18 protein-coding genes and 1 pseudogene are annotated in these 23,844 nt (G+C 65.1%); 13 read left to right on the top strand and 6 right to left on the bottom strand.

Annotation, left to right across the window (positions count from 1 at the left end):
- The first annotated feature begins 129 nt into the window (after positions 1-129).
- The 5 genes from ACFPME_RS12775 (at position 130) to asnB (ending at position 7,153) form a co-directional block, all read left to right on the top strand.
- Positions 130-2,052: an ABC-F family ATP-binding cassette domain-containing protein gene (locus tag ACFPME_RS12775; protein WP_377305898.1), complete on the top strand. Its 1,923-nt coding sequence runs from the start codon at positions 130-132 to the stop codon at positions 2,050-2,052.
- An 8-nt stretch (positions 2,053-2,060) separates the two neighbouring features.
- On the top strand, positions 2,061-2,984 hold the full coding sequence (locus ACFPME_RS12770; RefSeq protein ID WP_377305896.1) for a phosphoglycerate mutase: 924 nt from the start codon (positions 2,061-2,063) through the stop codon (positions 2,982-2,984).
- A complete protein-coding gene (recJ, locus tag ACFPME_RS12765; protein WP_377305894.1) occupies positions 2,945-4,693 on the top strand; it encodes a single-stranded-DNA-specific exonuclease RecJ in 1,749 nt (582 codons plus the stop codon). The genes ACFPME_RS12770 and recJ overlap by 40 nt, the downstream gene beginning before the upstream one ends.
- 78 nt (positions 4,694-4,771) lie before the next feature.
- Positions 4,772-5,149: a SpoIIAA family protein gene (locus tag ACFPME_RS12760; RefSeq protein ID WP_377305892.1), complete on the top strand. Its 378-nt coding sequence runs from the start codon at positions 4,772-4,774 to the stop codon at positions 5,147-5,149.
- A gap of 336 nt (positions 5,150-5,485) precedes the next feature.
- Positions 5,486-7,153 carry an asparagine synthase B gene (asnB, locus tag ACFPME_RS12755; RefSeq protein ID WP_377305889.1) on the top strand — a complete coding sequence of 556 codons (1,668 nt, stop codon included), beginning with the start codon at positions 5,486-5,488 and terminating at the stop codon, positions 7,151-7,153.
- A 4-nt stretch (positions 7,154-7,157) separates the two neighbouring features.
- On the opposite strand, the gene chrA is transcribed toward asnB, so the two are convergent.
- Positions 7,158-8,357: a chromate efflux transporter gene (gene chrA, locus ACFPME_RS12750; RefSeq protein ID WP_377305887.1), complete on the bottom strand. Its 1,200-nt coding sequence runs from the start codon at positions 8,355-8,357 to the stop codon at positions 7,158-7,160.
- Complete coding sequence (locus tag ACFPME_RS12745) at positions 8,354-9,850, bottom strand: multicopper oxidase family protein (protein ID WP_377305885.1); 1,497 nt, start codon at positions 9,848-9,850, stop codon at positions 8,354-8,356. The genes chrA and ACFPME_RS12745 overlap by 4 nt, the downstream gene beginning before the upstream one ends.
- A 109-nt stretch (positions 9,851-9,959) precedes the next feature.
- Here ACFPME_RS12745 and prfB point away from each other — a divergent pair.
- From prfB to ACFPME_RS12705, 8 genes are all read left to right on the top strand, one after another.
- Positions 9,960-11,085 (top strand): peptide chain release factor 2 gene (gene prfB, locus ACFPME_RS12740; RefSeq protein ID WP_377305883.1). Its coding sequence is split into 2 segments (ribosomal slippage): positions 9,960-10,034 and positions 10,036-11,085, totalling 1,125 coding nucleotides; the frame shifts between segments, so codons are not numbered across the junction.
- Positions 11,086-11,117: 32 nt separating this feature from the next.
- Positions 11,118-11,444: a hypothetical protein gene (locus ACFPME_RS12735; RefSeq protein WP_377305881.1), complete on the top strand. Its 327-nt coding sequence runs from the start codon at positions 11,118-11,120 to the stop codon at positions 11,442-11,444.
- A 109-nt stretch (positions 11,445-11,553) separates the two neighbouring features.
- Positions 11,554-13,086: a lysine--tRNA ligase gene (lysS, locus tag ACFPME_RS12730; protein WP_377305879.1), complete on the top strand. Its 1,533-nt coding sequence runs from the start codon at positions 11,554-11,556 to the stop codon at positions 13,084-13,086.
- A 3-nt stretch (positions 13,087-13,089) separates the two neighbouring features.
- Positions 13,090-13,389 (top strand): YciI family protein, encoded by a 300-nt coding sequence (locus ACFPME_RS12725; RefSeq protein WP_377305877.1) that lies wholly within the window; start codon positions 13,090-13,092, stop codon positions 13,387-13,389.
- A gap of 13 nt (positions 13,390-13,402) precedes the next feature.
- Positions 13,403-13,663: a BolA family protein gene (locus tag ACFPME_RS12720; RefSeq protein ID WP_377305875.1), complete on the top strand. Its 261-nt coding sequence runs from the start codon at positions 13,403-13,405 to the stop codon at positions 13,661-13,663.
- Between the two features lie 132 nt (positions 13,664-13,795).
- A complete protein-coding gene (smc, locus tag ACFPME_RS12715; protein WP_377305873.1) occupies positions 13,796-17,305 on the top strand; it encodes a chromosome segregation protein SMC in 3,510 nt (1,169 codons plus the stop codon).
- 10 nt (positions 17,306-17,315) lie between these two features.
- On the top strand, positions 17,316-18,323 hold the full coding sequence (zipA, locus tag ACFPME_RS12710) for a cell division protein ZipA (RefSeq protein WP_377305870.1): 1,008 nt from the start codon (positions 17,316-17,318) through the stop codon (positions 18,321-18,323).
- Between the two features lie 278 nt (positions 18,324-18,601).
- Positions 18,602-18,907: a hypothetical protein gene (locus ACFPME_RS12705; protein WP_377305868.1), complete on the top strand. Its 306-nt coding sequence runs from the start codon at positions 18,602-18,604 to the stop codon at positions 18,905-18,907.
- A gap of 281 nt (positions 18,908-19,188) precedes the next feature.
- Here ACFPME_RS12705 and ACFPME_RS12700 read toward each other — a convergent pair whose 3' ends face one another.
- From ACFPME_RS12700 to ACFPME_RS12685, 4 genes and pseudogenes are all read right to left on the bottom strand, one after another.
- On the bottom strand, positions 19,189-20,739 hold the full coding sequence (locus ACFPME_RS12700; protein ID WP_377305866.1) for a dienelactone hydrolase family protein: 1,551 nt from the start codon (positions 20,737-20,739) through the stop codon (positions 19,189-19,191).
- A 130-nt stretch (positions 20,740-20,869) separates the two neighbouring features.
- Entirely contained in the window at positions 20,870-22,477 is a 1,608-nt protein-coding gene (locus tag ACFPME_RS12695; RefSeq protein ID WP_377305864.1) for a M56 family metallopeptidase, read from the bottom strand.
- The gene (locus ACFPME_RS12690) at positions 22,477-22,863 is read right to left on the bottom strand and encodes a BlaI/MecI/CopY family transcriptional regulator (RefSeq protein WP_377305862.1); all 387 of its coding nucleotides are present in this window, start codon (positions 22,861-22,863) and stop codon (positions 22,477-22,479) included. The genes ACFPME_RS12695 and ACFPME_RS12690 overlap by 1 nt, the downstream gene beginning before the upstream one ends.
- Positions 22,864-23,152: 289 nt before the next feature.
- Positions 23,153-23,644, bottom strand: a pseudogene (locus ACFPME_RS12685) (integrase core domain-containing protein); the annotation flags it as partial.
- Between the last annotated feature and the right edge of the window lie 200 nt (positions 23,645-23,844).

Here is a 23,844-nt window from a genome sequence, read left to right as displayed (position 1 = left end):
GCTCGGCATTCATTCCGGGGCAGCATGCCAGGGCAGCATGACCAGCCGGTTCGCCGAGAATGGGGCCGACACCGCTATCATGGGCGGCTGCAGACGATTGCCTGCCCTGGTTCGGACCCCTGTTATTCCATGATTTCCTTTCGACACTTTGCCCTGCGCCGCGGCACCCGCCTGCTGCTTTCCGACATCGACCTGGTGATCCAGAGCGGCTGGCGCCTCGGCGTGATCGGCCGCAACGGCTGCGGCAAGTCCAGCCTGTTCGCCGCCCTGCAGGGCAAGCTGGAGAGCGACGCCGGTGAACTGGACATGCCGGCCAGACTGCGGCTGGCCTCGGTGGCGCAGGAAACCCCGGCCTTGCCGGATGCGGCGATCGACTATGTGCTGGGTGGCGACGAGGAACTGGCCGCCGCCATGCGCGACGAGGCCGACGCCGGCGACCGTGGCGACATGGATGCGATGGCCAGAGCGCACCACCGCATCGAAGAGCTGAATGGCTACGACGGCCGTGCCCGTGCCGGCCGCCTGTTGCACGGCCTGGGCTTTCCGCCCGAAACGCACGAGCGTGCGGTGAAGGAGTTTTCCGGTGGCTGGCGCGGGCGGCTGAATCTGGCGCGCGCCCTGATGTGTCCGTCGGACCTGTTGCTGCTGGACGAACCGACCAACCATCTCGATCTCGACGCCGTGCTGTGGCTGGAGGAGTGGTTGCGCCGCTACCAGGGCACCTTGCTGATCATCTCGCACGATCGCGAGTTTCTCGATGGCGTGATCACCCACACCCTGCATCTCAACGACGGCAAGGCGAACCTGTACACCGGCAACTACAGCGCGTTCGAACGCCTGCGCGCCGAGCAGTTGCGCCAGCAGCAGATCTCGCACGAGCGCGCGCAGGCCGAGCGGGCACACTTGCAGTCCTTCGTCGACCGCTTCAAGGCCAAGGCCAGCAAGGCCAAGCAGGCACAATCGCGGATGAAGCGGCTGGAGAAGATGGCCGGCACCGAGGCGGTGCGCGCCGAGCGTCCTTTCAGTTTCCAGTTTCCGGTGCCGGGCCGGCTGCCCGATTCGATGCTGCAGCTGGAAGACATCACGGCGGGTTACCCCGACGCCGAAGGCGGCGACGTCAATATCATCCTGCGCGATGTCCGCTTCAGCCTCGAGGCAGGGGAGCGGATCGGCCTTCTCGGCCCCAACGGCGCCGGCAAATCGACCCTGGTGAAGACCCTGGTCGGCGAACTCGACCCGCTCAGCGGCGAGCGCAAGGCGCACAAGGATCTGAAGATCGGCTATTTCGCGCAGCACACGGTCGAGAGCCTGCGCGAAGGCACCAGCGCGCTGGATCATCTGCAGGACAAGGCGCCGGGCGTGGCCACCCAGGTCATGCGCGATTTCCTCGGCACCTGGAATTTCGCCGGCGAGCGCGCGTTCGAATCGGTCGACGGCTTTTCCGGTGGCGAGCGGGCGCGCCTCGCGCTGGCGCTGATCGCCTGGGACAAGCCGAACTTGTTGCTGCTCGATGAACCGACCAACCATCTCGACCTGGACATGCGCGAAGCGTTGGCTGACGCACTGGCCGACTTCGACGGCGCGCTCGTGCTGGTCTCGCATGACCGCCATCTGCTCGGCATGGTCTGCGACAGTTTCTGGCGCGTCGCCGACGGTGACGTGGAAAGCTTCGACGGTGACCTGGATGACTACGCCAAGTGGTTACGCACGCGCGGCGCAACCAGCAAGAAGGCAGCCAAGGCCGCAGCGGTGGTCGCCAAACCCGCCGCCAGGGGCGTGCCGGACGAATCGCCCGAGGAACGTCGTCGCCACGCCGCTGTCCAGCGCGAGACCGAAAAGACCTCGCGCCAGCGCGTGAAGCGGATCGAGACCCGCACTGCCACCATCGACAATGAACTGACCGCGCTGGAAATCCAGCTGGCCGATCCGGCTATCTACAACGGATCCACCAGCGAGATGATGCGGCTCGGGCAACGTCAAACCGAACTGCGCCGCGAGAAGGAAGCACTGGAAGCGGAGTGGCTGGAACTGTACGAAACACTGGAAGCCTAGGACGCCGCGTGAGCGCAAAGCCGGAGCAATCGTTGCATTTGTGGCTGCCCGCACTGGCGCATTTCGAGCCGGCACATCCGTTGCGGGAGTGGCTGGCTCGTGCCGATCGATCGGTGGATGGGCGCAGCGGCTACCTGGGTGGCCTCGGCGATTATTTCCCGGGGATCGGTGCCGACCTTCCCGCGGCAGCCATCACCCGCGAGTTTCTCGCCGGCGATGCCGCCGACGCCACCTGGTTGTCGGCCGATCCGGCCTGGGTGCAGCCCGACATGAACGGCGTGCGGCTGTTGGCTTGCGGGCAGCTGCAGTTGGAAATGGGCGAGGCTCAGGCATTGGCGGAGCCGCTGCGCCACCTATTCGACGAAGCCGACATGCAGCTGGAGATTTCCACGCCGGACCGCTGGCATCTGAAGCTGCCCGCCAACACCTCGCTGCCTGAGTTCGCCGCACCGGAACGGGCGTTGGGCGAAGACCTCTCGCAGCATCTGCCGCAAGGTGTGGAAGGGCGGTATTGGCGCGTGCTGCTCAACGAGGTGCAGGTAATCCTGCACCAGCATCCGTTGAATGCCGAACGGCGCGCTCGCGCACTTGCACCGGTCAACAGCCTGTGGCTGTGGGGTGGCGGTAGCCTGCCGGATCGGCCGACAAGCCTGCTGCACGGCGTGATCAGCGACGATTTGTTGCTGCGCGCCCTGGCCGGGCACGCCAACACGGCACAACTTTCGCGCACGCCGGAGACCGTTGCCGCCGCCACGCCGGGGTGGCTGATCGATCTGCAGGACCTGCCAGCGAACGACATTGCATCGCGCTGGTGGCCGACGTTGCAGCCGCTGCTCGGCCGCCACTCGGCCGTGCTGCATTTCGCCAGCGCGGAACGCTGGCGCCACAAACCGTGGCATCGCTGGCGGCTCTGGCGCGGGGCAGGGCATTGAGCGCCGTGCAATTGCGCCGGCGTGAGAGCAAGGGCTTGCCCACCGGCTGGCCGACCAGCGTGCATCCGGTGTTGCAGCAGATCTACGCGGCACGCGGCGTGCTCGATCCCAGCCAGGCCGAACACCGACTGGCCCGGATGCTGTCGCCGCAGACCCTGGGCGGCATGACACCGGCGGTCGATCTGCTGATCGAGGCGATTCGTGGCGACTGGACCATCCTGATCGCCGGCGATTACGACTGCGATGGCGCCACCGGTACAGCCGTGGCCGTGCGCGGCTTGCGGCTGCTCGGCGCGAAGCGGGTCAGCTATGCCATCCCGAACCGCTTCACCCATGGCTATGGCCTAAGCCCGGCACTGGTTGCATCGCTGCAGCCGACGCCGCAACTGATCATCACCGTCGACAACGGCGTGGCCAGCGTGGCCGGCGTCGCTGCCGCCAAGGCGCGTGGCATCCGGGTCATCGTCACCGATCATCATCTGCCCGGCGGACAGTTGCCCGCGTGCGACGCGATGGTCAATCCGAACCTGGCCGGCGACCCTTTTCCGAGCAAGATGCTGGCCGGTGTGGGCGTGATGTTCTACCTGCTCCTGGCGCTGCGCGCACGGCTGCGCGAGCAAGGCGGGTTCGATGACGCCGAGCCGGACCTGTCCGCGCTGCTCGACCTGGTGGCCCTGGGTACCGTGGCCGATCTGGTGCCGCTGGATTTCAACAATCGCGTGCTGGTCGAGGCCGGGCTGCAACGCATCCGCAGCGGTCGCGGCTGCGCCGGCATCACCGCCTTGATCGAAGCGGGCAAGCGCGGGGTCGCAACCCTGTGCTCCAGCGATCTCGGTTTCACCGTCGGCCCTCGATTGAATGCGGCGGGACGCCTGGAAGACATGCGTCTGGGCGTGGAATGCCTGCTCACCGACGACGTGGAGCAGGCACGCCGTTACGCCGAACAGCTCAGCGCGATCAACCAGGAACGCCGCGATCTCCAGGCGTCGATGGTGGCCGAGGCGGAGCAGATGGTGGTAGGCCTGACCGATATCGAGGCGGTGGGCGTGGCGCTATATGAGCCGTCGTGGCATGCCGGGATCGTTGGTCTGGTCGCGTCCAAGCTGAAGGATCGCCTGCATCGCCCGGTGATCGCCTTTGCCCCGGCCGGCGAGGACGACGTCGATAACCTGCGCGGTTCTGCGCGCTCGATCGCCGGTTTTCACATTCGCGATGCGCTAGCGGCGATCGATGCGCGCCAGCCGGGTTTGATCGAGCGTTTCGGCGGGCATGCGATGGCGGCGGGATTGAGCCTGAAAACCCGTGACTACCCGCGCTTCAAGGCCGCGTTCGATGCGATCGCTCGTGAACTGATCGATGCCGAGCGCCTGCAGGCGGTGCTGTACACCGACGGGGAACTGCCGGCGGGTGCCGCTACGCTGGTGCTGGCTCGGCAATTGCGGCATGCCGGCCCGTGGGGTCAGGCCTTTCCGGAACCGTTGTTCGACAATCGGTTCGAATGCGCCAGCTGGAAGGTGATGGGCGAACGCCATCTGCGCCTGCAACTGCGCGATCCGCGCGACGGCGCCGTGCACGACGCGGTGATGTTCAATGCGTATCACGGCCAGCCACCGCCAGCGTCGTTGCGCGCCGCCTACGAACTGACTATCAACGACTGGCAGGGCCGTGAAAGCCCGCGCCTGCTGTTGCGTCACATCGAGCCGGCCTGATCCGGCCCGCCGGTTCGATAGCGCGTTTTTCACGCAGACTGATCCAAGCTCGCGGCAGCACCGCTGAAGGAGACACCCGTGATCGCTCAGATCGAAGGATTGCCCGCCGGCACGCTGGGCTTTCGCGCCCACGGCCAGGTCACGTCGGCGGATTACGAAAACGTGATCGTGCCGGACGTCGAAGCGGCATTCGCACTCAACCGCAAACTGCGCCTGCTCTACGTCACCGCCGAGGACTTCACCGGCTTCGACCCCGGCGCGATGTGGGATGACGCCAAGCTGGGCATGCGACATTTCAGCAGCTGGGAGCGGATCGCCCTGGTGACCGACGTAGGCTGGTTGCGCACCGCCGCCATGGCATTCGGCTTCGCCGTGCCGGCCCAGTTCCGGCTGTTTCACGGCTCGGAGCTGGATGAGGCGATCCGCTGGGTCACCGAAGCCGCCAGCGCCGAGTAGCCGAGCTCGCCGCGTTGTGCTTCGTGCACTTGCCAACGGCGGGCTGATCTGGTCAAGTTGGCCCATGCATTGCGCCGACATCAACTTCCACGACTTCTCCGCGCCTGCGCGGGATGCCCTGCCGTCGTGCGACAACAATAACCTCGCGAACAATAACGCCGATCGTTGGCGGGCCTTCGCGTAGCTACAGGTTTCCAGATAGACGCGAAGAAGGCCCGCCCAGTGCGGGCCTTCTTCGTTTTGCTTTGCTTCACGCGTATCCATTCGCAACGAGCAAGACCGGCCTTGTGTGGCCGGACTTTTCAACAGAACCGATACCAATCAAGGGGAAGTGCGATGTGTTCGATCTTCGGAATGTTCGACCTGCAGCCAGGCGATGATCTGGCTGCGCTGCGCCGGCAGGCACTGGAGCTGTCACAGCGTCAGCGCCATCGCGGACCGGATTGGAGCGGCGTGTTCGTCGATGCCGGAGTGATCCTGGTGCACGAGCGGCTGGCCATCGTGGATCCCGCCAGCGGCGCACAGCCGCTGCGTTCGCGCGATGGTGCGCTGGCGCTGGCGGTGAACGGAGAAATCTACAACCATCGCGAGCTGCGTGCGGCCAGTGGCTACGACTTCACCACCGGCTCGGACTGCGAAGTGATCAACGCGCTCTACCGCGAACAGGGCAGCGACTTCGTGGGCAAGCTCAACGGCATCTTCGCGTTCGCGCTGTGGGATGGGCAAGCCCGGCGTTACCTGATTGCACGCGACCCGATCGGCGTCTGCCCGCTGTACTGGGGCCACGATGCGCAAGGCCGGTTGTGCGTGGCCTCGGAGATGAAGGCGCTGGTCGGGGTATGCGCCGACGTGGCGCCGTTCCCGCCGGGCTGTGTATATGACGGTGCCAGCGGCGAGCTGCAGCGCTTCTACGACAAGCCTTGGCGCGACTACGCCGCCACGCGTGGCCACGACGTGGCCGCGCCGGCCTTGCGCAAGGCATTCGAGCAGGCCGTGCATCGTCAGCTGATGACCGACGTGCCGTATGGCGTGCTGCTTTCCGGTGGGCTGGATTCGTCGCTGGTCGCTGCCTGCGCCGCGCAGTTTGCGCGAGAACGCGTCGAAGACGACGACCGCAGCGAGGCGTGGTGGCCGCGCCTGCATTCCTTCGCGATCGGCCTGGAGGGCTCACCGGACCTGGCCGCTGCGCAGATCGCCGCTGACGCGTTGGGCACCGTGCATCACGGCTTCGTCTACACGTTCTGGGAAGGGCTCGATGCATTGCCGGAAGTGATCCGCCATATCGAGACCTACGACGTCACCACCATCCGCGCCGCCACGCCGATGTACCTGCTGGCGCGGCGGATCAAGGCGATGGGCGTGAAGATGGTGCTGTCCGGTGAGGGTTCGGACGAGCTGTTCGGCGGCTACCTGTACTTCCACAAGGCGCCGTCGGCCGAAGCGTTCCACGAGGAGACCGTGCGCAAGCTGGACGCGCTGCACAGCTACGACTGCCTGCGCGCGAACAAGGCAATGATGGCCTGGGGCGTGGAGGCACGCGTGCCGTTCCTCGACCTGGAATTCATCGACGTGGCGATGGGCCTCGATGCGAAGCACAAGATGGCGGGGCAGGGACGCATCGAGAAGGCGGTGCTGCGCGAGGCGTTCGACGGCGCGCTGCCGGATGCGATCCTGTGGCGGCAAAAGGAGCAGTTCAGCGATGGCGTGGGCTACGGCTGGATCGACGGGTTGAAGGCGCACGCGGAGCAGGCGGTCAGCGATCGCGAGTTCGCCGCGGCGGCGGCGCGCTACCCGTTCAACACGCCGGCGACCAAGGAGGCGTACTTCTACCGGCGCATCTTCGAGCAGCACTTCCCCGGCGAGGCCTGCGCCGCGACCGTGCCCGGCGGCAAGTCGATCGCCTGTTCCTCGCCGGCGGCGCTGGCGTGGGATCCGGCGTTCGCGAATGCGGCCGATCCGTCGGGCCGCGCGGTCAAGGGAGTGCACGACCACGCGCTGGCCTGATCCATCAAAACAGTACCGTGAGCAGCGAAGCCGCCACGCACCATCCGACGATGGCGAGCGCCGGCCAGCGTGCCCAGGCGAGCAGGACGAAGGCGCTCAGCGCGATGGCGGCATCGCGCGGGCGATGCACGGCACTGAGCCACACCGGGTCGTACAGCGCGGCGGCAAGCAGGCCGACCACGGCGGCGTTGACGCCGGCAAGCACGCGTGCGACATCATTCCGCGCGGCCAGCGCCTGCCAGAACGGCAACGCCGCGGAAACCAGCAGCAGCCCCGGCAGGAAGATCGCCAGCAGGCAGACCGTGGCGCCGAGTGCGCCACTGTGTCCGATGCCGATGCGTTCGCCGAGAAATGCCGCGAGGCTGAACATCGGGCCGGGCACCGCCTGGGCAGCACCGTAGCCGGCAAGGAAGGTATTGCCATCGAGCCAGCCCGGATCGACCACGGTCTGTTTCAGCAAGGGCAGCACCACGTGACCGCCGCCGAAGACCAGCGCGCCAGCCCGGTAGAACCCTGCCGCCAGCAGGGCCCATGGTGGCGCACCGGGCCACGGCGCCAGGGACAGCAGCAGCAAGACGGCAAACACGGCCAGCAGCGCGGTGCCGCCGCGACGTCCATGCTGCAGAGACAGACGATCGCCAGGACGCGCCGTGACCGTGCGGCACAGCCACGGGCCCAGCACCGCACCGAGGGCGACCACCAGCAATTGCATCCATGCGTTGCCGCCGATCGCGATCAGCAAGGCAGCGAGCGCGGCGAGCAGCAAGCGCGGCAGGTCCGGCGTGAGCCGGCGCGCCATGCCGAGCAGGCCCTGGGCGACCACCGCCACGGCGACCAGTTTCAACCCGTGAATCGCCGCCTGGCCCAGCGCGCCGGACAAACGCGTACTCAGCACGGCGAAGGCAAACATCAGCAGGGCCGAGGGCAGGGTGAATCCGACGAAGGCGGCGAGGCCGCCCCACCCGCCGGCCCGCAACAGGCCGATGGAAAAGCCCAGCTGGCTGCTCGCCGGCCCCGGCAGGAACTGGCACAACGCCAGCATCTGGCCGAAACGCTCGTCGTCCAGCCAGCGTCGCCGCTCGACAAACTCGCGATGGAAATAGCCCAGATGCGCGATCGGTCCGCCGAACGAGGACACGCCCAGCCGGAGAAATGCGGCCAGCACCTCCCGCGCGGAGCCATCTGGCGCGGCCGTGCGGCTCATGCGCAATCGAACAGCGCCATGAAGCCGAAGTCCATGTGCAGTTGCATGTGACAGTGGAACAGGGACAGTCCGCGCTGGTCGGCCGTGAAATCGACATCCATGCTCTGGTAGCCACCCAGCATCGCCACGTCCTTGATCACGCCGGCGACGGGCCGGCCGGCGATGCGGGTGATCTCGACGCTGTGCCGGTGCAGGTGCATCGGGTGGATGTCGTCGCTGGCGTTGTGCATGCGCAGCCGGTAGCGCTTGCCGTGTTGCAGCCGGAAAGTCGGCCGCATCACCTGCATGTCGAACGGCTGGCCGTTGATCGTCCACTGGTTGAAGCCGTGGAGGGCCGCGTTGCGCTTGGCGAACGTCAGCTCGATGGTTTCGTCCGGTGTGGCCGGTGGCGGCGCATCCGGCGAGGCGAAGCGACGATAGTCCCACTGGAATGGCGGCGGCTTGATCCATTGCGGCTTGCCGCCGTGGCCGGCGTACTCGACCACGATGCCCATGCCGCGGGTGCGATCGTCATCGGCCAGGTCGCCGAGTATCCACACGCCCGGATGCGTCATCTCGACGATGGCCGAAATGCGCTCGGCGGTGCCCAGCCACAACACCGGTACCGCCGCCGGATGCGGTACCGGATTGCCGTCCAGAGCCAGTACCGTGAACGTGTGGCCGGGCAGGGCGAGGCTGCGGATCTCGGTGGCGCTGGCGTTGACGATGTGCAGCAACACGCGCTCGCCGGCGCGCACGCGGATCGGTTCGCCGTGGCCGAGCATGCGGCCGTTGATCGAGAACGACTGGTAGCCGACTTCATAGCCGTGCGCCGCACCGCCGGCCAGCGAGGCCTTCATCGCGTTTTCGCCGCGTCGCTGCAGGGTCGGGTCGCGTTCGTCCGGCCGCAGGAAGTCCATCGCCATGTCGCCGCCCCTGCTGAAGAACGGATCGAACTCCTTCAGCGCCAGGAACACCTCGCGGTCCCAGGCCCCGGACTCGTGCTGCGGCTCGATGTACACGGGTCCGGCCAGGCCGCTGTACTGGCCGCGGTCGAGATCGGCCCCGGCATGCAGATGCGTGTGGTAGAAGCGCAGCCCCGCCGGTCCGGGCACGAAGGCGATCCGGCGCATGCCGTGGGCCGGAATGTACGGCGTGCCTTCCTCGGCAGCGCCATCCACCGCGGCGGGCAGGAATTGGCCATGCCAGTGCAGTTGCTCCGGCGTGTCGGTGTCGTTGTGGATGTCCACCACCGCCGGCCGGCCTTGCTTCAGCCGCAGCAGCGGCCCGGGAAACTGGCCGTTGTAGGTGCGGGTGGAAACGATGTGGTTGGGCGCCAGCTCCACCAGGCTGCGGCCGATGCGCAGCGTGTGGTCGGCGTCGCCGTGCAGCTCGGATGGCCGCATCGCCGCCGCATCACTGGCCACACCATCGGCCTGCAACAGTCCCGGCATGGCACCGCCCAAAGTGGCCAGGCCCCCCAGTTTCAGGAACTTTCGACGGTCGATCGGCATGCGAGCTCCGTTCGGCATTGGGTATGCCAGTGTAGTTGCAGTGCGTTGTACAACGAAGGCAGCGTCTCCTCTGGTATTCTTGTGCGCTTGCATTCTGGACCGCCATCACATGATCGAGACCAATCCGATCCTTGCGCAGATCGCCGACCTCCGTGGCCGCGTCGAGTCGCTTAGGGGGTATCTTTGACTACGCTACAAAAAGCGAACGCCTGGAAGAAGTAAGCCGCGAACTGGAGAACCCGAACGTCTGGGACGATCCGGCGCGCGCGCAGGAGCTGGGCCGCGAACGCGCCCGCCTGCATACCATCGTCAACGGCATCGACACACTGACAGCGAGTCTGACCGATGCCAGCGAGCTGCTGGAGATGGCGGTCGCCGATGAAGACGAGGACACCGCCAACTCGGTAATCAGCGATCTGGCCAAGCTCGAGGCGCAAGTCGGCAAGCTGGAATTCCAGCGCATGTTTTCCGGCAAGATGGATGCGACCAATGCGTTCGTCGACATCCAGGCCGGCGCCGGTGGCACCGAGGCGCAGGACTGGGCCGAAATGCTGCTGCGCATGTACCTGCGCTGGTGCGAATCGCGCGGCTGGAAAACCGAGTTGATGGAGGTCAGCGGCGGCGACGTGGCCGGCATCAAGTCCGCCACGTTCCGCGTGGAAGGCGATTACGCCTACGGCTGGCTGAAGACCGAGATCGGCGTACACCGGCTGGTGCGCAAGAGCCCGTTCGACTCGGACAATCGCCGGCACACCAGCTTCACCTCCGTTTTCGTGTCGCCCGAAGTCGATGACGACATCGACATCGAGATCAACCCGGCCGACCTGCGGACCGACGTCTACCGTTCGTCCGGTGCCGGCGGCCAGCACGTCAACAAGACCGAGTCGGCGGTGCGCATCACGCACATCCCGACCAACACCGTGGTGGCCTGCCAGACCGGCCGCAGCCAGCACGCGAACCGCGATACGGCGATGAAGATGCTGGCCGCGAAGCTGTATGAGCTTGAAGTGCAGAAGCGCAACGTCGAACGTGACGCGCTCGAAGCGACCAAGTCCGACATCGGCTGGGGCAGCCAGATCCGCAATTACGTGCTGGACCAGAGCCGCATCAAGGACCTGCGCACCGGCATCGAGCGCACCGATACGCAGAAGGTGCTCGACGGCGATCTCGACGAATTCATCGAGGCCAGCCTGAAATCCGGCCTCGAGGCCGGTGCCAAGCGCATCGACGCGTAACGCCCGATTCCTTCCGCTCCGGAGGTGGCCGCATGAACAGCAAGAAGATCTGCGCAATCCTGATCGCATTTGCCGCGCTGGCCGCGTTCGGCGCGGGGGCGCAGTCGCAGCAGGGCAGCGCCGGCCAGAGCATCAAGCAGGATGCCAAGACCGTCGGCCACGGCGTCGCTGACGGCGCCCGCGATGTCGGCCACGCGACCAGGCACGTCGCCAAGAAGGTCGGCCACGGTGCGAAGGAAGCCGGCACCGGCATCGGCCATGGCGCGAAGAAGGCCGGTGTCGCCATCGGTCATGGTGCGCGCGAAGGCTGGGACGCGACGAAGCATGCGGTCAAGCACGTGTTCGGCAAGGACGATTGACGCGCGATGCCGTCGCGGAGACATGCCGGTACGCATCAGTTTGGCAACCAGACGATAGACAAAGAGGCGTCCGCCGACCGGCGCGAGCGCAGGCAGCAATGGAATCCCCATGAGTGAACCGACCGACACCCTCCCCATCGACGAGAACAAGCCTGACGACAATCGGCTGATCGCCGAGCGCCGCGAGAAACTGAAGGCGCTGCGCGGGCAGGGCATCGCATTCCCGAACGACTTCAAGGTCGACAGCTTCGCCGGCGACCTGCAGGCCGAGTTCGCCGACAAGGACGCGCACACGGCCGAGGCCATCGAGGCTGCCGCGCGCCGGGTAAAGATGGCCGGGCGCATCGTGTTGAAGCGCGTGCAGGGCAAGGTCAGCTTCGTGCAGTTGCAGGACTTCAGCGGGCGTATCCAACTGTTCATTCACCAGGGCACGCTGGGCGAGGCCTACGAGGCGTTCAAGGGCTGGGACGTGGGCGACATCGCGGGCGCCGAAGGCGTGCTGATGCGCACCAAGACCGGCGAGCTTTCCGTCCGGGCCGACCATCTGCGCCTGCTGACCAAGAGCCTGCGCCCGCTGCCGGACAAGTTCCATGGCCTGGCCGACGTGGAGCAACGCTATCGCCAGCGCTACGTCGACCTGATCGTCACCGAGGAGGCGCGCCGCACCTTCATGCTGCGGTCGCGCATCATCGGGTACATGCGCCAGTGGCTGGAGTCTCCCGCGCAGCGCTTCATGGAAGTCGAGACACCGATGATGCACGTGATTCCGGGCGGCGCCACCGCGCGGCCGTTCGTCACCCACCACAACGCGCTGGACATGGATCTGTACCTGCGTGTGGCGCCCGAGCTGTACCTAAAGCGTCTCGTCGTCGGCGGCTTCGACCGCGTCTACGAGATCAACCGCAACTTCCGCAACGAGGGCGTGTCGACCCGGCACAACCCCGAGTTCACGATGCTGGAGCTGTACCAGGCGTACGCGACCTATCACGAGATCATGGACCTCACCGAGGGGCTGATCCGCGACACCGCGCAGAGCGTGCTCGGCACCACCGAACTCGCATGGGACGGCGCGGCGATCGACGTGGGTCCGGCGTTCCGCCGCTGGCGCATGGAGGATGCGGTGCTGGAACACAACCCCGAGATCCGGCGCGAGGAACTGCGCGATCGCGAGGCGATGGCGGCACATGCGAAGCGCCTCGGCGCGCAGGTCAAGCCCGGCTACGGCTGGGGCAAGCTGCTGCTGGAAATCTTCGAGAAGACCGTCGAGCACACCCTGGTCCAGCCCACCTTCATCACCGACCACCCGGTCGAGGTGTCGCCGCTGGCGCGCGAGAGCGATACCGACAAGGGCATCACCGACCGCTTCGAGCTGTTCGTCAACGGCAAGGAACTGGCCAACGGCTTCTCCGAGTTGAACGACCCGGAAGACCAGGCCGCACGCTTCCAGGCCCAGGTCGACGCCAAGGATGCCGGCGACGACGAGGCGATGCACTTCGACGCCGACTACATCCGCGCGCTGGAAGTGGGCCTGCCGCCCACCGGCGGGCTTGGCATCGGCATCGACCGCCTGGTGATGCTGATGACCGACTCCGCATCGATCCGCGACGTGCTGCTGTTTCCCTACATGCGACCGGAGGCTTGAGCCATGTGGTACGCCATCATTGGCACTGACAACGCGAATTCGCTGGAAGCGCGCAAGTCCGCGCGTCCCGACCACCTGGCCCGGCTGCAACAGCTGCAGGACGAGGGCCGCATGCTTCTGGCCGGCCCGTTTCCCGCGATCGACGCGGAAGACCCCGGTCCCGCCGGTTTCAGCGGCAGCCTGATCGTGGCCGAGTTCGCTTCGCTGGCCGAGGCGCGGGCCTGGGCGGCGGCCGATCCCTATGTTGCTGCCGGCGTGTATCGCGAAACCTCGGTCAAACCATTCCGCAAAGTGTTGCCGTGACGCGGAGGCAGCGATGACCGGGCAGCCCGTCATTGAGCAGATCCGCAGCCGCCTGCAGGGCGCGTTCGCGCCCAGCGAGCTGGAAATACTCGACGAAGGCCACAAGCACGCAGGCCACGCGGGCGAGGGCAAAGGCCATTTCCATGTACGCATCGTCAGCATCGCGTTCACGGGCCAGTTGCCGATCAAGCGCCACCGGATGATTTACGCGGCGCTCGACGACCTGATGGATCAAGGCATCCATGCGCTGTCCATCGATGCCAAAGACAAATAATAACAACCAGATAGCTATCATTATTGAAGCTTCCACCGATGTCGACGCGCATTGCAGCCCCGCCCCGCGTTTGGCACAGTGACCTGTCGCCCGTTACTGCGGGCGTTACCTGAATGACCCACTGATGACCGCATGCGCCTGAGCACGATCAAACTCGCCGGTTTCAAGTCCTTCGTGGACCCGACCACCCTGCACCTGCCGAGCAACATGATCGGTGTGGTCGGCCCGAACGGTTGCGGCAAATCCAACATCATCGACGCGATCCGCTGGGTGATGGGCGAGAGCGCGGCCAGCCGCCTGCGCGGCGATTCGCTGACCGACGTGATCTTCTCCGGCTCCAACACGCGCAAGCCGGTGGGGCAGGCCACGGTCGAACTGATCTTCGACAACGCCGACGGTTCCATCCAGGGCGAGTACGGCCAGTACGCCGAGATCTCGGTGAAGCGCCAGGTCACCCGCGATGGCCAGTCCGCCTATTTCCTCAACGGCGCGCGCTGCCGCCGGCGCGACATCACCGACCTGTTCCTCGGCACCGGCCTCGGCCCGCGCAGCTACTCGATCATCGAGCAGGGCATGATCAGCCAGATCATCGAGGCCCACCCGGAAGAACTGCGCACGCATCTGGAGGAGGCCGCCGGCATCTCCAAGTACAAGGAGCGCCGCAAGGAAACCGAGAGCCGCATCAAGGCCACCCGCGAAAACCTCGACCGCGTGCGCGACGTGCGCGACGAGGTCGACAAGCAGCTCGATCACCTCAACCGCCAGGCCCGTGCCGCCGAGCGCTGGAAGGCACTGAAGGAGGAGCAGACACGCAAGGAAGCCGAACTGCGCGCGCTGGAATACCGTGGCCTCAAAAGCCAGCACGATGGTGAAGGAGCCGAGCTCTCCGCGGCCGAGATCGAGATCGAGAAGCAGCTGGCCGGCCAGCGCCAGATCGAAGCCCAACTGGAAAGCGTGCGCGAACGCCACACCGACGCCAGCGAACATCTGAACGCGGTGCAGGCTGACGTCTACAAGGTCGGCGCCGAGATCGCTCGCGTCGAGCAGCAGGTCCGCCACAATCGCGAAACCGCCGATCGCCTGCAGCGCGCCCATGGCGATGCCGAGCGCGAGCACGCCGAGCTGGCCGCGCATATCGCTACTGACAGCGCGCAGATGGAAGCCTTGCGGATGGCCTTGGCCGAAGGCGAGCCGAAACTCGAAGCTCTTCAGCAATTGCAGGACGACACCGCCGAAGCGCAGCGCAGCACCGAAGCGAAACTGGCCGATTGGCAGCAACGCTGGGACAGCCACACGCGCAACGCCGGCGAATCCAATCGCGCGGCCGAGGTGGAGCGCACCAAGCTCAACTACCTCGACCGCCAGGGCATCGACCTGGCGCGCCGTCGTGAAGCGCTGGAAGCCGAACAGAAAGCCACCGATGTTGCCGCGCTGGACGCCGCCGGCGAGCAATTGCACAGCGAGCACGAAACCCAGCGCGAACGCGTGGAAACGCTGGGCAGTCTGCTCGACCAGCACAAGTCGAGCCATGAGAAAATTCTGGAAGACGAGCGCCAGGTGCAGTCGGCGCTGAACGAGGCGCGCCAGCAACTGCAGGCCGCACGCGGCCGGCACGCCTCGCTGGAAGCGCTGCAACACGCCGCGCTCGGCCAGGAAGAGAGCGCCGCCAGCGGCTGGCTGACTCGCCTGGGGTTGAACAAGTCGCGTCGCCTGGGCGAATCGCTGCAGGTCGAAACCGGCTGGGAAACCGCCGTGGAAACGGCCCTGACCGGTTTCCTGGACAGCGTGCTGGTGGATCAGTCGCACGCGCTGGCTGCCGAATTCGATGCGCTGGACAATGCCGACGTCGCACTGCTCGATGCCAGCGAAGGGGGCGTCAATACCGCAGGCACGCTTGCGGCGCACGTGCGCGGACCGGCGGCGGCGATGGCCATTCTGGGCCATGTCCTGACCGCCGAATCGCTGGCCGCTGCCCATCAGAAGGTGGCCTCGCTTTCCGCGCTGGCGCCGTATCAGTCGGTGATCACCCCCAGCGGCGAATGGCTGGGTCCGGGCTGGGCGCGCGTGCGCCGTGCGCAGGGCAGCCAGGTCGGCGTGCTTGCGCGCGAGCGCGATCTGCGCCTGCTCGGCGAGCAGATCGCCGCACTTGAGGCGCAGCTCGAAGATGCCAGCGAACAGCTTGATACCTTGCGCACCAGCAAGTTCGAGGCTGAGCGCGCCCGCGATGACGCGCAGCGCGAGCTGTACAACGCGCATCGCCGCCAGTCCGAATTGGCAGGTCAGTTGCAGAGCCATCGCGGCAAGCTGGAAACCGCTCGTGCCCGCGCCGAGAAGGTCACCGGCGAGCTCAACGACCTGGCGGCGCAAATCGATGAGCTGCAGACCCAGACCCGCGAGGCACGCGCGCGCCTGGACGAATCGGTCGGCCTGATGGGCGACCTGGAAGACCAGCGTCGCGAGCTGGAAAACGAACGCCGCGCGCTACTCGAATCCCGCGAAGAAGCACGCATGAATGCGCGCGAGGCCGCCGACCAGTCGCATTCGCTGGCGCTCTCGCTGGAGTCGAAACGTTCGTCGCTGGCTTCGCTGGAACAGGCGCTGGGGCGCATGGATGCCCAGTTGCGCCAGATCGAATCACGCCGCACCGAGATCACCGAACAGCTCGCCGCCGGCTCCGATCCCATCGCGGAACTGGAGGCCGAGCGGCAGGCCTACCTGGACCAGCGCCTGCTGGTCGACAAGCAACTGGTCGAAGCGCGGCGCGCGCTGGAAGACTGTGATCTCGAGTTCCGCAAGCTGGAACAGCAGCGCCATCTGGCGGAGCAGGGGCTGTCGGGTCTGCGCGAAAGCCTCTCAGAAAAGCGCCTGGCGGCGCAGGCGCTGCACCTGCGTGCGGAGCAGCTTGCCGAGGCGATCACCGCTTCGGGTCTGGAACTGGGAACCCTGCTGGCCGAACTGGCCGACGACATCGACGCCGGCCAGTGGCGCCAGCAGCTCACCGACATCGGCCAGAAAATCGCCCGGCTGGAACCAGTCAATCTCGCTGCGATCCAGGAACACGCCGAACAGAGCGAACGCAAGACCTACCTGGACAATCAGCTGGCCGACCTGGTCAGCGCCATGGACACACTGGAAGGTGCGATCAAGAAGATCGACCGCGAAACCCGCCAGCGCTTCAAGGACACCTTCGACAAGGTCAACGCCGGCGTGCAGGAGCTGTTCCCGCGGCTGTTCGGCGGCGGCCATGCCTATCTGGAGCTGACCGGCGACGACCTGCTCAGCACCGGCGTGTCGATCATGGCACGCCCGCCAGGCAAGCGCGTTTCCAACATCACCCTGCTGTCCGGCGGCGAGAAGGCACTGACCGCAGTATCGCTGGTATTCGCGATTTTCGGGCTCAATCCCGCACCGTTCTGCCTGCTCGACGAGGTCGATGCGCCGCTGGACGAGGCCAACGTCGGGCGCTTCTCCAGCCTGGTTCGCGAGATGAGCGAGAAGGTGCAGTTCATCTTCATCAGCCACAACAAGGCCACCATGGAAGCGGCCACGCAGCTGTGCGGCGTGACCATGCGCGAACCCGGCGTATCACGGCTGGTGCAGGTGGATCTGGCCGAAGCGGCTAAACTGGCGGGCGCCGCCTGAGGAATCCATGATGACGTTGCAACCTGTGGTCGCTTTTGTCTGGAACCCCGCCGTGGGAATTCCCATGCTCATCGTCGGCGCGATCGCGCTGGCGTTGATATGGTTGTTCGGCCAGCCGAAGAAAGAGCAGGGCAAGCGGCGCGTCGTGCCTCCGCAACACGCCGGTGAGCGTCGTGAACCCACGCTGGGCGAACAGGCAACGGGCGAGGAGCCGTCGTTCTCCGGATTCGACGCGGTTACCGGCAATTCGCCGGCCGATGGTGCGAAACCCCGGCAGGGTGAACTCGAAGTTGGCCTGCGCGAAGAACTGGAGCGCCTTGGCGCGACGCTCTCCGGCGAACGCGGTCAACCAGCAGCCCCCATCGCAGCGAAGATCAAACCGGCGCAACCGAAACTCGCAGATCACGTCTCATCGATCATCGACGCCTTGCGCGCCCCGAGTTCACGAGAAGCCGCTACCCATCAAGCCAGCCAGCCGGTGGCGCCCATGGCCGCACCGCCATCGCCATCGCCGGCTGCAGCAACTGCGACACCACCGCGTTCGGATCTCGGCCGGCGACCAACTCAACTGCCGGTCGAGCGCATCGTGACGCTGTTCGTGGTGGCGCGCGAAGCAGGGCACTTCAACGGCCCCGACTTGGTGGTCGCGGCCGAAAAGGCCGGGCTCGAATTCGGCGACATGGGCATCTACCACCGCCTGGTCGATGGCAAGCGCGAGCTGGGACCCATCTTCAGCGTCGCCAACATGCTCAAGCCGGGCAACTTCGACCTGAGCCGTCTGGAAGCGCTGCATACGCCAGGTGTGAGTTTCTTCATGACCCTGCCTGCACCGCTGCCAGCGCTCGACGCTTGGGACGCCATGCTGCCGACCGCCCAGCGCCTGGCGGAACTCCTCGATGGCCAGGTGCTCGACGAAGAACGCAACGCACTCGGCCGCCAGCGCATCGCCCACATCCGCGACCAGCTGCGCGGCTGGGATCGCGATCACGAAGGCAAGGAAATCATCTTCGGCCGGTAGGGATACGAAGATGCCCGCAACCGTGCTACGGGATGGCGGGATCAGCATGTCGTTGACGTAAGCCAGACAAGATCAATCGCAAAGAGAAGCTCACGTAATTTTACATAATATACATTATGCGAAACTATAGAAGATGCGGAGCCGCCTCTGGCTGATTGTCGTCGTCCCCTTAACCATGTCACCTAGCCACTTAACCACGTCATCCCACGTAACCGCGTCATCTTTTGACAGCGCTCGATGAGGTTTGCAATGTCAGTCGTCCGAACGGGAACCTACCGGTGCTTTCTTGCGCCGACCACGCTTTCTTTTCAGGCTTGAATGCGGGAAGCAAGGGGCGAAACTTAGCACTGCCCTACCCGCACATAGACGGATTGGTCTATACGTTGACCATCGCGCAGTCGAAGCCAGATTTTCGCCACCGCTTCATTTCCTCGCGAATCATCGATCACAACGATTATCGAAGAGACATGACCCAAGCCTTCCGCGACATTCCCATGAACACGCTGAAGGAGATGAAGATGAAGCAGAATTATATGGATGTCTGCGAAGGTATTTTAAAACCAAACCTCTTTGGTAGCGCTTGACGTTATGCAACGCGCGCTATCGCCCTCGCGCAACAGCGCCCGATCACCGCGCGAGGTGGGACCCGCCTGCACGTGGCTAAAGCGAGGGTGTCTCCATGGATTCCTCTGGATTGAGGTGGCAGCCTCTACAGAAGTACTGATGCAGCAACGCTCGATCGCGTTATCCGTTCGAGCCATCGAATGCCTTGACTACCCGCGATAACCTGGTTTGATCACGCTGCCCCACCTCCACTTCCAGCTAGGAGCGGACAGTCAGCCTTTGAGTCAAGTGACGCGATCAGCTATTGATGCGGCCTAGCCTGTAAGATCGCGATCTGCTTGGTGGCATTGTCATTCTTGGGATTCAGCGCGAGCGACTTTCGGTAGGCATCGATAGCCAAGTCGTTCTGGCCATTCTTTGCATAGGCCTCGCCGAGGCTGTCCCACGCATTCGGGTCGTCGACATACAGTTCTGCGTCCAGTCGCAGGATTGCTACTGCTGCCGTAGTGTCTCCGTTCCGCAGCAAGGTATAACCCCACATGTTCAAGTCTTCGTCCGAGAGGGTGAACTCAGGCTCTCGTTTCTTGAACGCCTTGTAGACGTCGGAAGCGTGATCGAACCCTTGCCGCGCTAGTTCTGCGGCGAAAGCCGCGCGGGTCGGTGGCGCGCCCTGTGCCCTCCGGCTGAATTCGGTGAAGAGATGGGCCGGCGCTCCCTTGCGCGACGCGGGAGTGTCCAAGAATGCCTGGCCCACTCGGTCGCCCTTGAGATAGGCGTCCAGAAAGCGCCGAACATAGGTTTCCACCCATGCGTTGGCGACCGATAGCTCGTCCTTGTCATAATCGCCGTACCGTTCGTCGGCGAGGAAGCGTTGCCCCAACATGACCGCGAAGTTCGCATGCTCATAGGGAGCCATCGTCACGCGATAAAGATCGGCATACTTCATCTTATTGAGGAAACTGGTTTCCCTGTTCGCGTCAGCCGGGGCGTTCTCGATCTCTCGCGGGGCGGATGCCACGTAAAGAAGCGGTGCGGTGATCCGCTCGGGGGTGACAGAGCGCGATTGCTCGACAATGCCGGGAAAAAAGCGAACAGAACCGTCGAAAGCAACAAGCGCAGAGATCCGGGGATCCGTGGCGGCTGCCATGATGTTGGCCATCCCGCCCCAGCTATAGCCAATCACTCCCACTCGACCGGTGTCGGCCTGAGGCAGGGTGTGTGCGTAACCGATCAGATATTCGATGTCGCCCGTCTGCGCCTCGGCGCCCTTGAGATCGATCGTCATTCCGCCCGGCCGCTGACCTAGACTGGGGCTGCCGATGACGACATAGCCCAGGCTGGCCAGATACTCGCACAAGTCCGCATTCTCGTATCCGTCCCCGGCATAGCCTGGCGCGTAGATCACTACCGGGAACTTGCCCGGCTCCGCGAGCGCGTCGCGGCGAGCCGTCATCGTGGCTGTGAGTTCGTCTCGGGCGCGCTTGGGGGAGAGCGCAAAGGTGCGCTCGGTCAGATAGGCTGCTTCCAGCCGGGCCCGCTCCACTGGCGTTTGGCCGAATGCGTCGCCCGTCGCGCCGAACCGCAGATAGTCGCCGGCGCTCATCTTTCGCCCCGACCGCTTCTGGGCGGGGTACCAGATCATCGTCTGGATCGGGCGCGCTCGCTCCTCGCCCTGCGTGGGCTTGCCGGTATCGGGGTCGGTCGCTCCGCGGTAGCCGCGGGAAAAGTCATACTGCTCTACAACGCGCAAACCGACCGTATGCGGCCCCGGCGGATTCAGGCGCGTGAAATTGGATTGGGCGGACGTCAGGCCCGGCATCAGCAGCGCGATAAACAGCAGCATGGTTCGCATCGTTATTCCTTTGGTGTCCGCACGACCGTTCTGGACGTGCGGGATGGTGGCGGCGCGCAGGCACGGCACGCCGTTCGCCTCTCACGAGACGTTGCGGGGTTGAGCGGGAAGGTTGGTTCGCGGAAGGGAGCTAGGGCTTTTGATCTGCACCGACCGCGTGGAGGCTCAGCAGCTGGTTCGCCGAGTTGACGATGATGCCGCGTGCCTCGATCTTTCGGACCACCTCGGGCGTGACTCCAAAGGTCCAGAGGGTTTGGAACTCCGAGAAGGAACCGGCGATCCCGAGCCCGCGCATGGCATCGATATAGCTGGGCTCCAGACCCAGACTACGAGCTCCGGACAGATCGCTCCAGGTAGCGGGCATTCCCACCTTCAGCAAGGCCCGCGCGTACTCGGGAGTGACTCCGAAAGAACGCAGATCCGCCAACTCGTCCGCCGACAGATACGGAAAACCTGCATCGGCCATCGCGCGCTTGAACGCTGGGGTTATGCCCGTGGAGGCCATGTTTACGAGCTGGTCGGCGTCCATTCTCTCTTCGGGCTCGGGCGCGTTCTGTTTGATGGTCGCCTGCACAGGCGCGTTGCTCATTCGTAGCGATGGCGCTACCGAGGCGTCGCGTACCGGCGGAACACCGAGGACCGGGACCACCCGGTGTGGCGGCGTCACGGCGCTGCTTGCGAACGTCCCCGTCTGGTGTGCTTCGCTCGGTCGTAACAGTGGCGCCGGTTTGCTCCTCGGCGTTAACGTCAGAGCTGCCAGTGGAGCGGCCAAGCTCAGCATCGCGACCAGGTGCACAACCGCCCACCTCGTCCCCGATTTCGTACGGATGCGACTGGCGTCGAGCACGCGTTCGATGCGCCGGTGCAGGGAGTTACGAGGCGCGGCGATACGGTGAAAAGCGCTCAGGGTTCTGCTGCGGCTTTGGTCCCGTACCATGCCGATCAACAGCTCGGCATAGTCCGGACCCGCGACTTCCGCATGGAGGACGGCATCGTCGGCCAGCTCCTCGCGGAGTTGGTACGCCTCGCGGGCCAGAGCCCAGGCGAACGGATTGAACCAGAAGATCGCAATCGCAAGCCGCGCGATGATGAGCTTTAGCCAATCGAAATGGAGCACGTGAGCAAGCTCATGCGCAATCACTGCCTCGGCCTGCTGCGGCGCCCGCACCGTCGCCTCGTTCAACAGAATGGTGGGGCGCATCAAGCCCCAGCTCACGGGCGAGCTCAGGTCGTCACTCTTGAGCAGCGCGGTCCCGCTCTTGATCTTCATTCGTCGCTGCGCGCGCGCAAGCGCATCCAACCAAGGAGTGTTGACGAGAACCTCGGCTCGCCGGCGGAGTGCTGCTAATCGAAACAGTGCGGCGAGCGTGGAGGCAAGAAGTATCAATGCCGGCGCGAAATAAAGGACGGCGGCTGCGATGGTCACCGTCGGCGACAGTTCATGTAGATGCGCTTGCTGCATACGGACCATGGACGCCGGGCCGTCTCCGGCCCGCGCGAGGACATTCGTGGCTGACGATATTGCTATCGGACCCGTGATCGAGGCCTCGGCTGCCCAGACGCTCGGCAGGCGGATCGACGGCAGCAAAAGACTGCCAAGCGGCAGAAGGACGAGGGCAAGCAATCCCAAATGGGCTACCGTCGAACGATCAGCGGCCGACCGGTTTTGCATGCGCCGCAGCAGGAACATCGTTCCGGCGGCGAGCAGTAGGGATTTGAACGCGATGAGCAGAAGCATCAGTTCTCGCCCTTGTCCTGATTCTTGCGCGCTCGCGCGATGAGTGCCTCGATTTCGTCCAGTTCGCCCGGCTCCAGCCGTTTCGCCATGCCGAGCAGCGCACTCGCTGCACTCGCCGGGGAGCCGTTGAAGAAGGTGCGCACGATCTGGCTCAAGGCTGTGCGGCGCGCTTGCTTGTCCGGCAGCGTCGGTGTGTACAGATACCCGCGCTCACTCTCGGCACGGCCCACGAAGCCCTTGTTCTCGAGGCGCTTGAGCATGGCTCTTACGGCCGAGGCCGTCAGCCGGTCAGGAAGCGCGTCACAGATATCGGCGACCGTGCACGACCCACGCTGATACAGCAGGTCAACGATCTGACGTTCGCGGGGCGGAATTTGCGAAAGCATGATTCATCTCCTGGCTACAAATGTAGCCTAGCTGCATTTGTAGCCAGTGGGAAGCGCTATTTGTGATCTGACAGAAGTGCGTGCCCCGGCGACCTACAAAGGCAGCTTTCTGGCGTCATTCGTCCGAAAGCCGCCCCTCCTCGGATGGTGCTGTTCACAGATCGCCAACGGATGCGGGGCCACACCAAGCCTGCAGCAGCAGGCACCCGGCCGCGCCCGCAAAGTAAAGCCTACGGAACCCTCTGCGGTGAGCTTGGCGAGGCACCTTCCGACGTGGCCGTAGCCTGGCTGCGGCGAGCGCCAATTTCTGCATCGGCGTGATGCCGCCGAGTGCCATGTTCGGGCGCTCGTGATTGTAAGTCCAGAGCCAACGGGTGGCGATGTCCTGCACTTGCTCGATCGAGTCGAACAGGGTTCGTGCAAGCCAGGCGTAACGCACGGTTCGGTTGTAGCGTTCGACATAGGCATCACGCCACTCGATGATCTGCTCCAGCGCCCGGATCACGCGGACCGGGGGCAGCGACAGATCGACCTCGATGCCCAGCCCTTCGCGATTGAAGTCATCCAGCACGTTGAACAGCCGGAAGCTGCGCCCGTCGCTGAGCTGGTCGTGCATGAAGTCCATCGACCACACTTGGTTAATCGCATCAGGCACTGCCAATGGTTCGGGCCGCTCGCGCACGATCCGTTTTCAGGGCTTGATCCGCAGGTTCAATTCGAGCTCCCGATAAATCCGATAGACACGCTTGTGGTTCCAGCCGAAGCCCTTGACGTTTTGTAGAACGTCGCTGAGCTGATGCCATGCTCGCGGCACAGCTACGGCACCGGTGTGCCCGCTTCGGCTTGCTCGAGTACCGACGTCCCCCCTCTTTTGAGTAGCACCGCGGTTTGGAGTCCAATCCCCCAACTGAAGGAGATTGGACGTGAAGAAGCGGTTTACCGAAGAACAGATCATCGGCTTCCTGCGCGAGGCTGACGTCG

The organism is Rhodanobacter umsongensis, assembly GCF_042654965.1.
Classification (GTDB): domain Bacteria; phylum Pseudomonadota; class Gammaproteobacteria; order Xanthomonadales; family Rhodanobacteraceae; genus Rhodanobacter; species Rhodanobacter umsongensis.
This window is presented reverse-complemented; position numbering and strand designations above follow the sequence as displayed.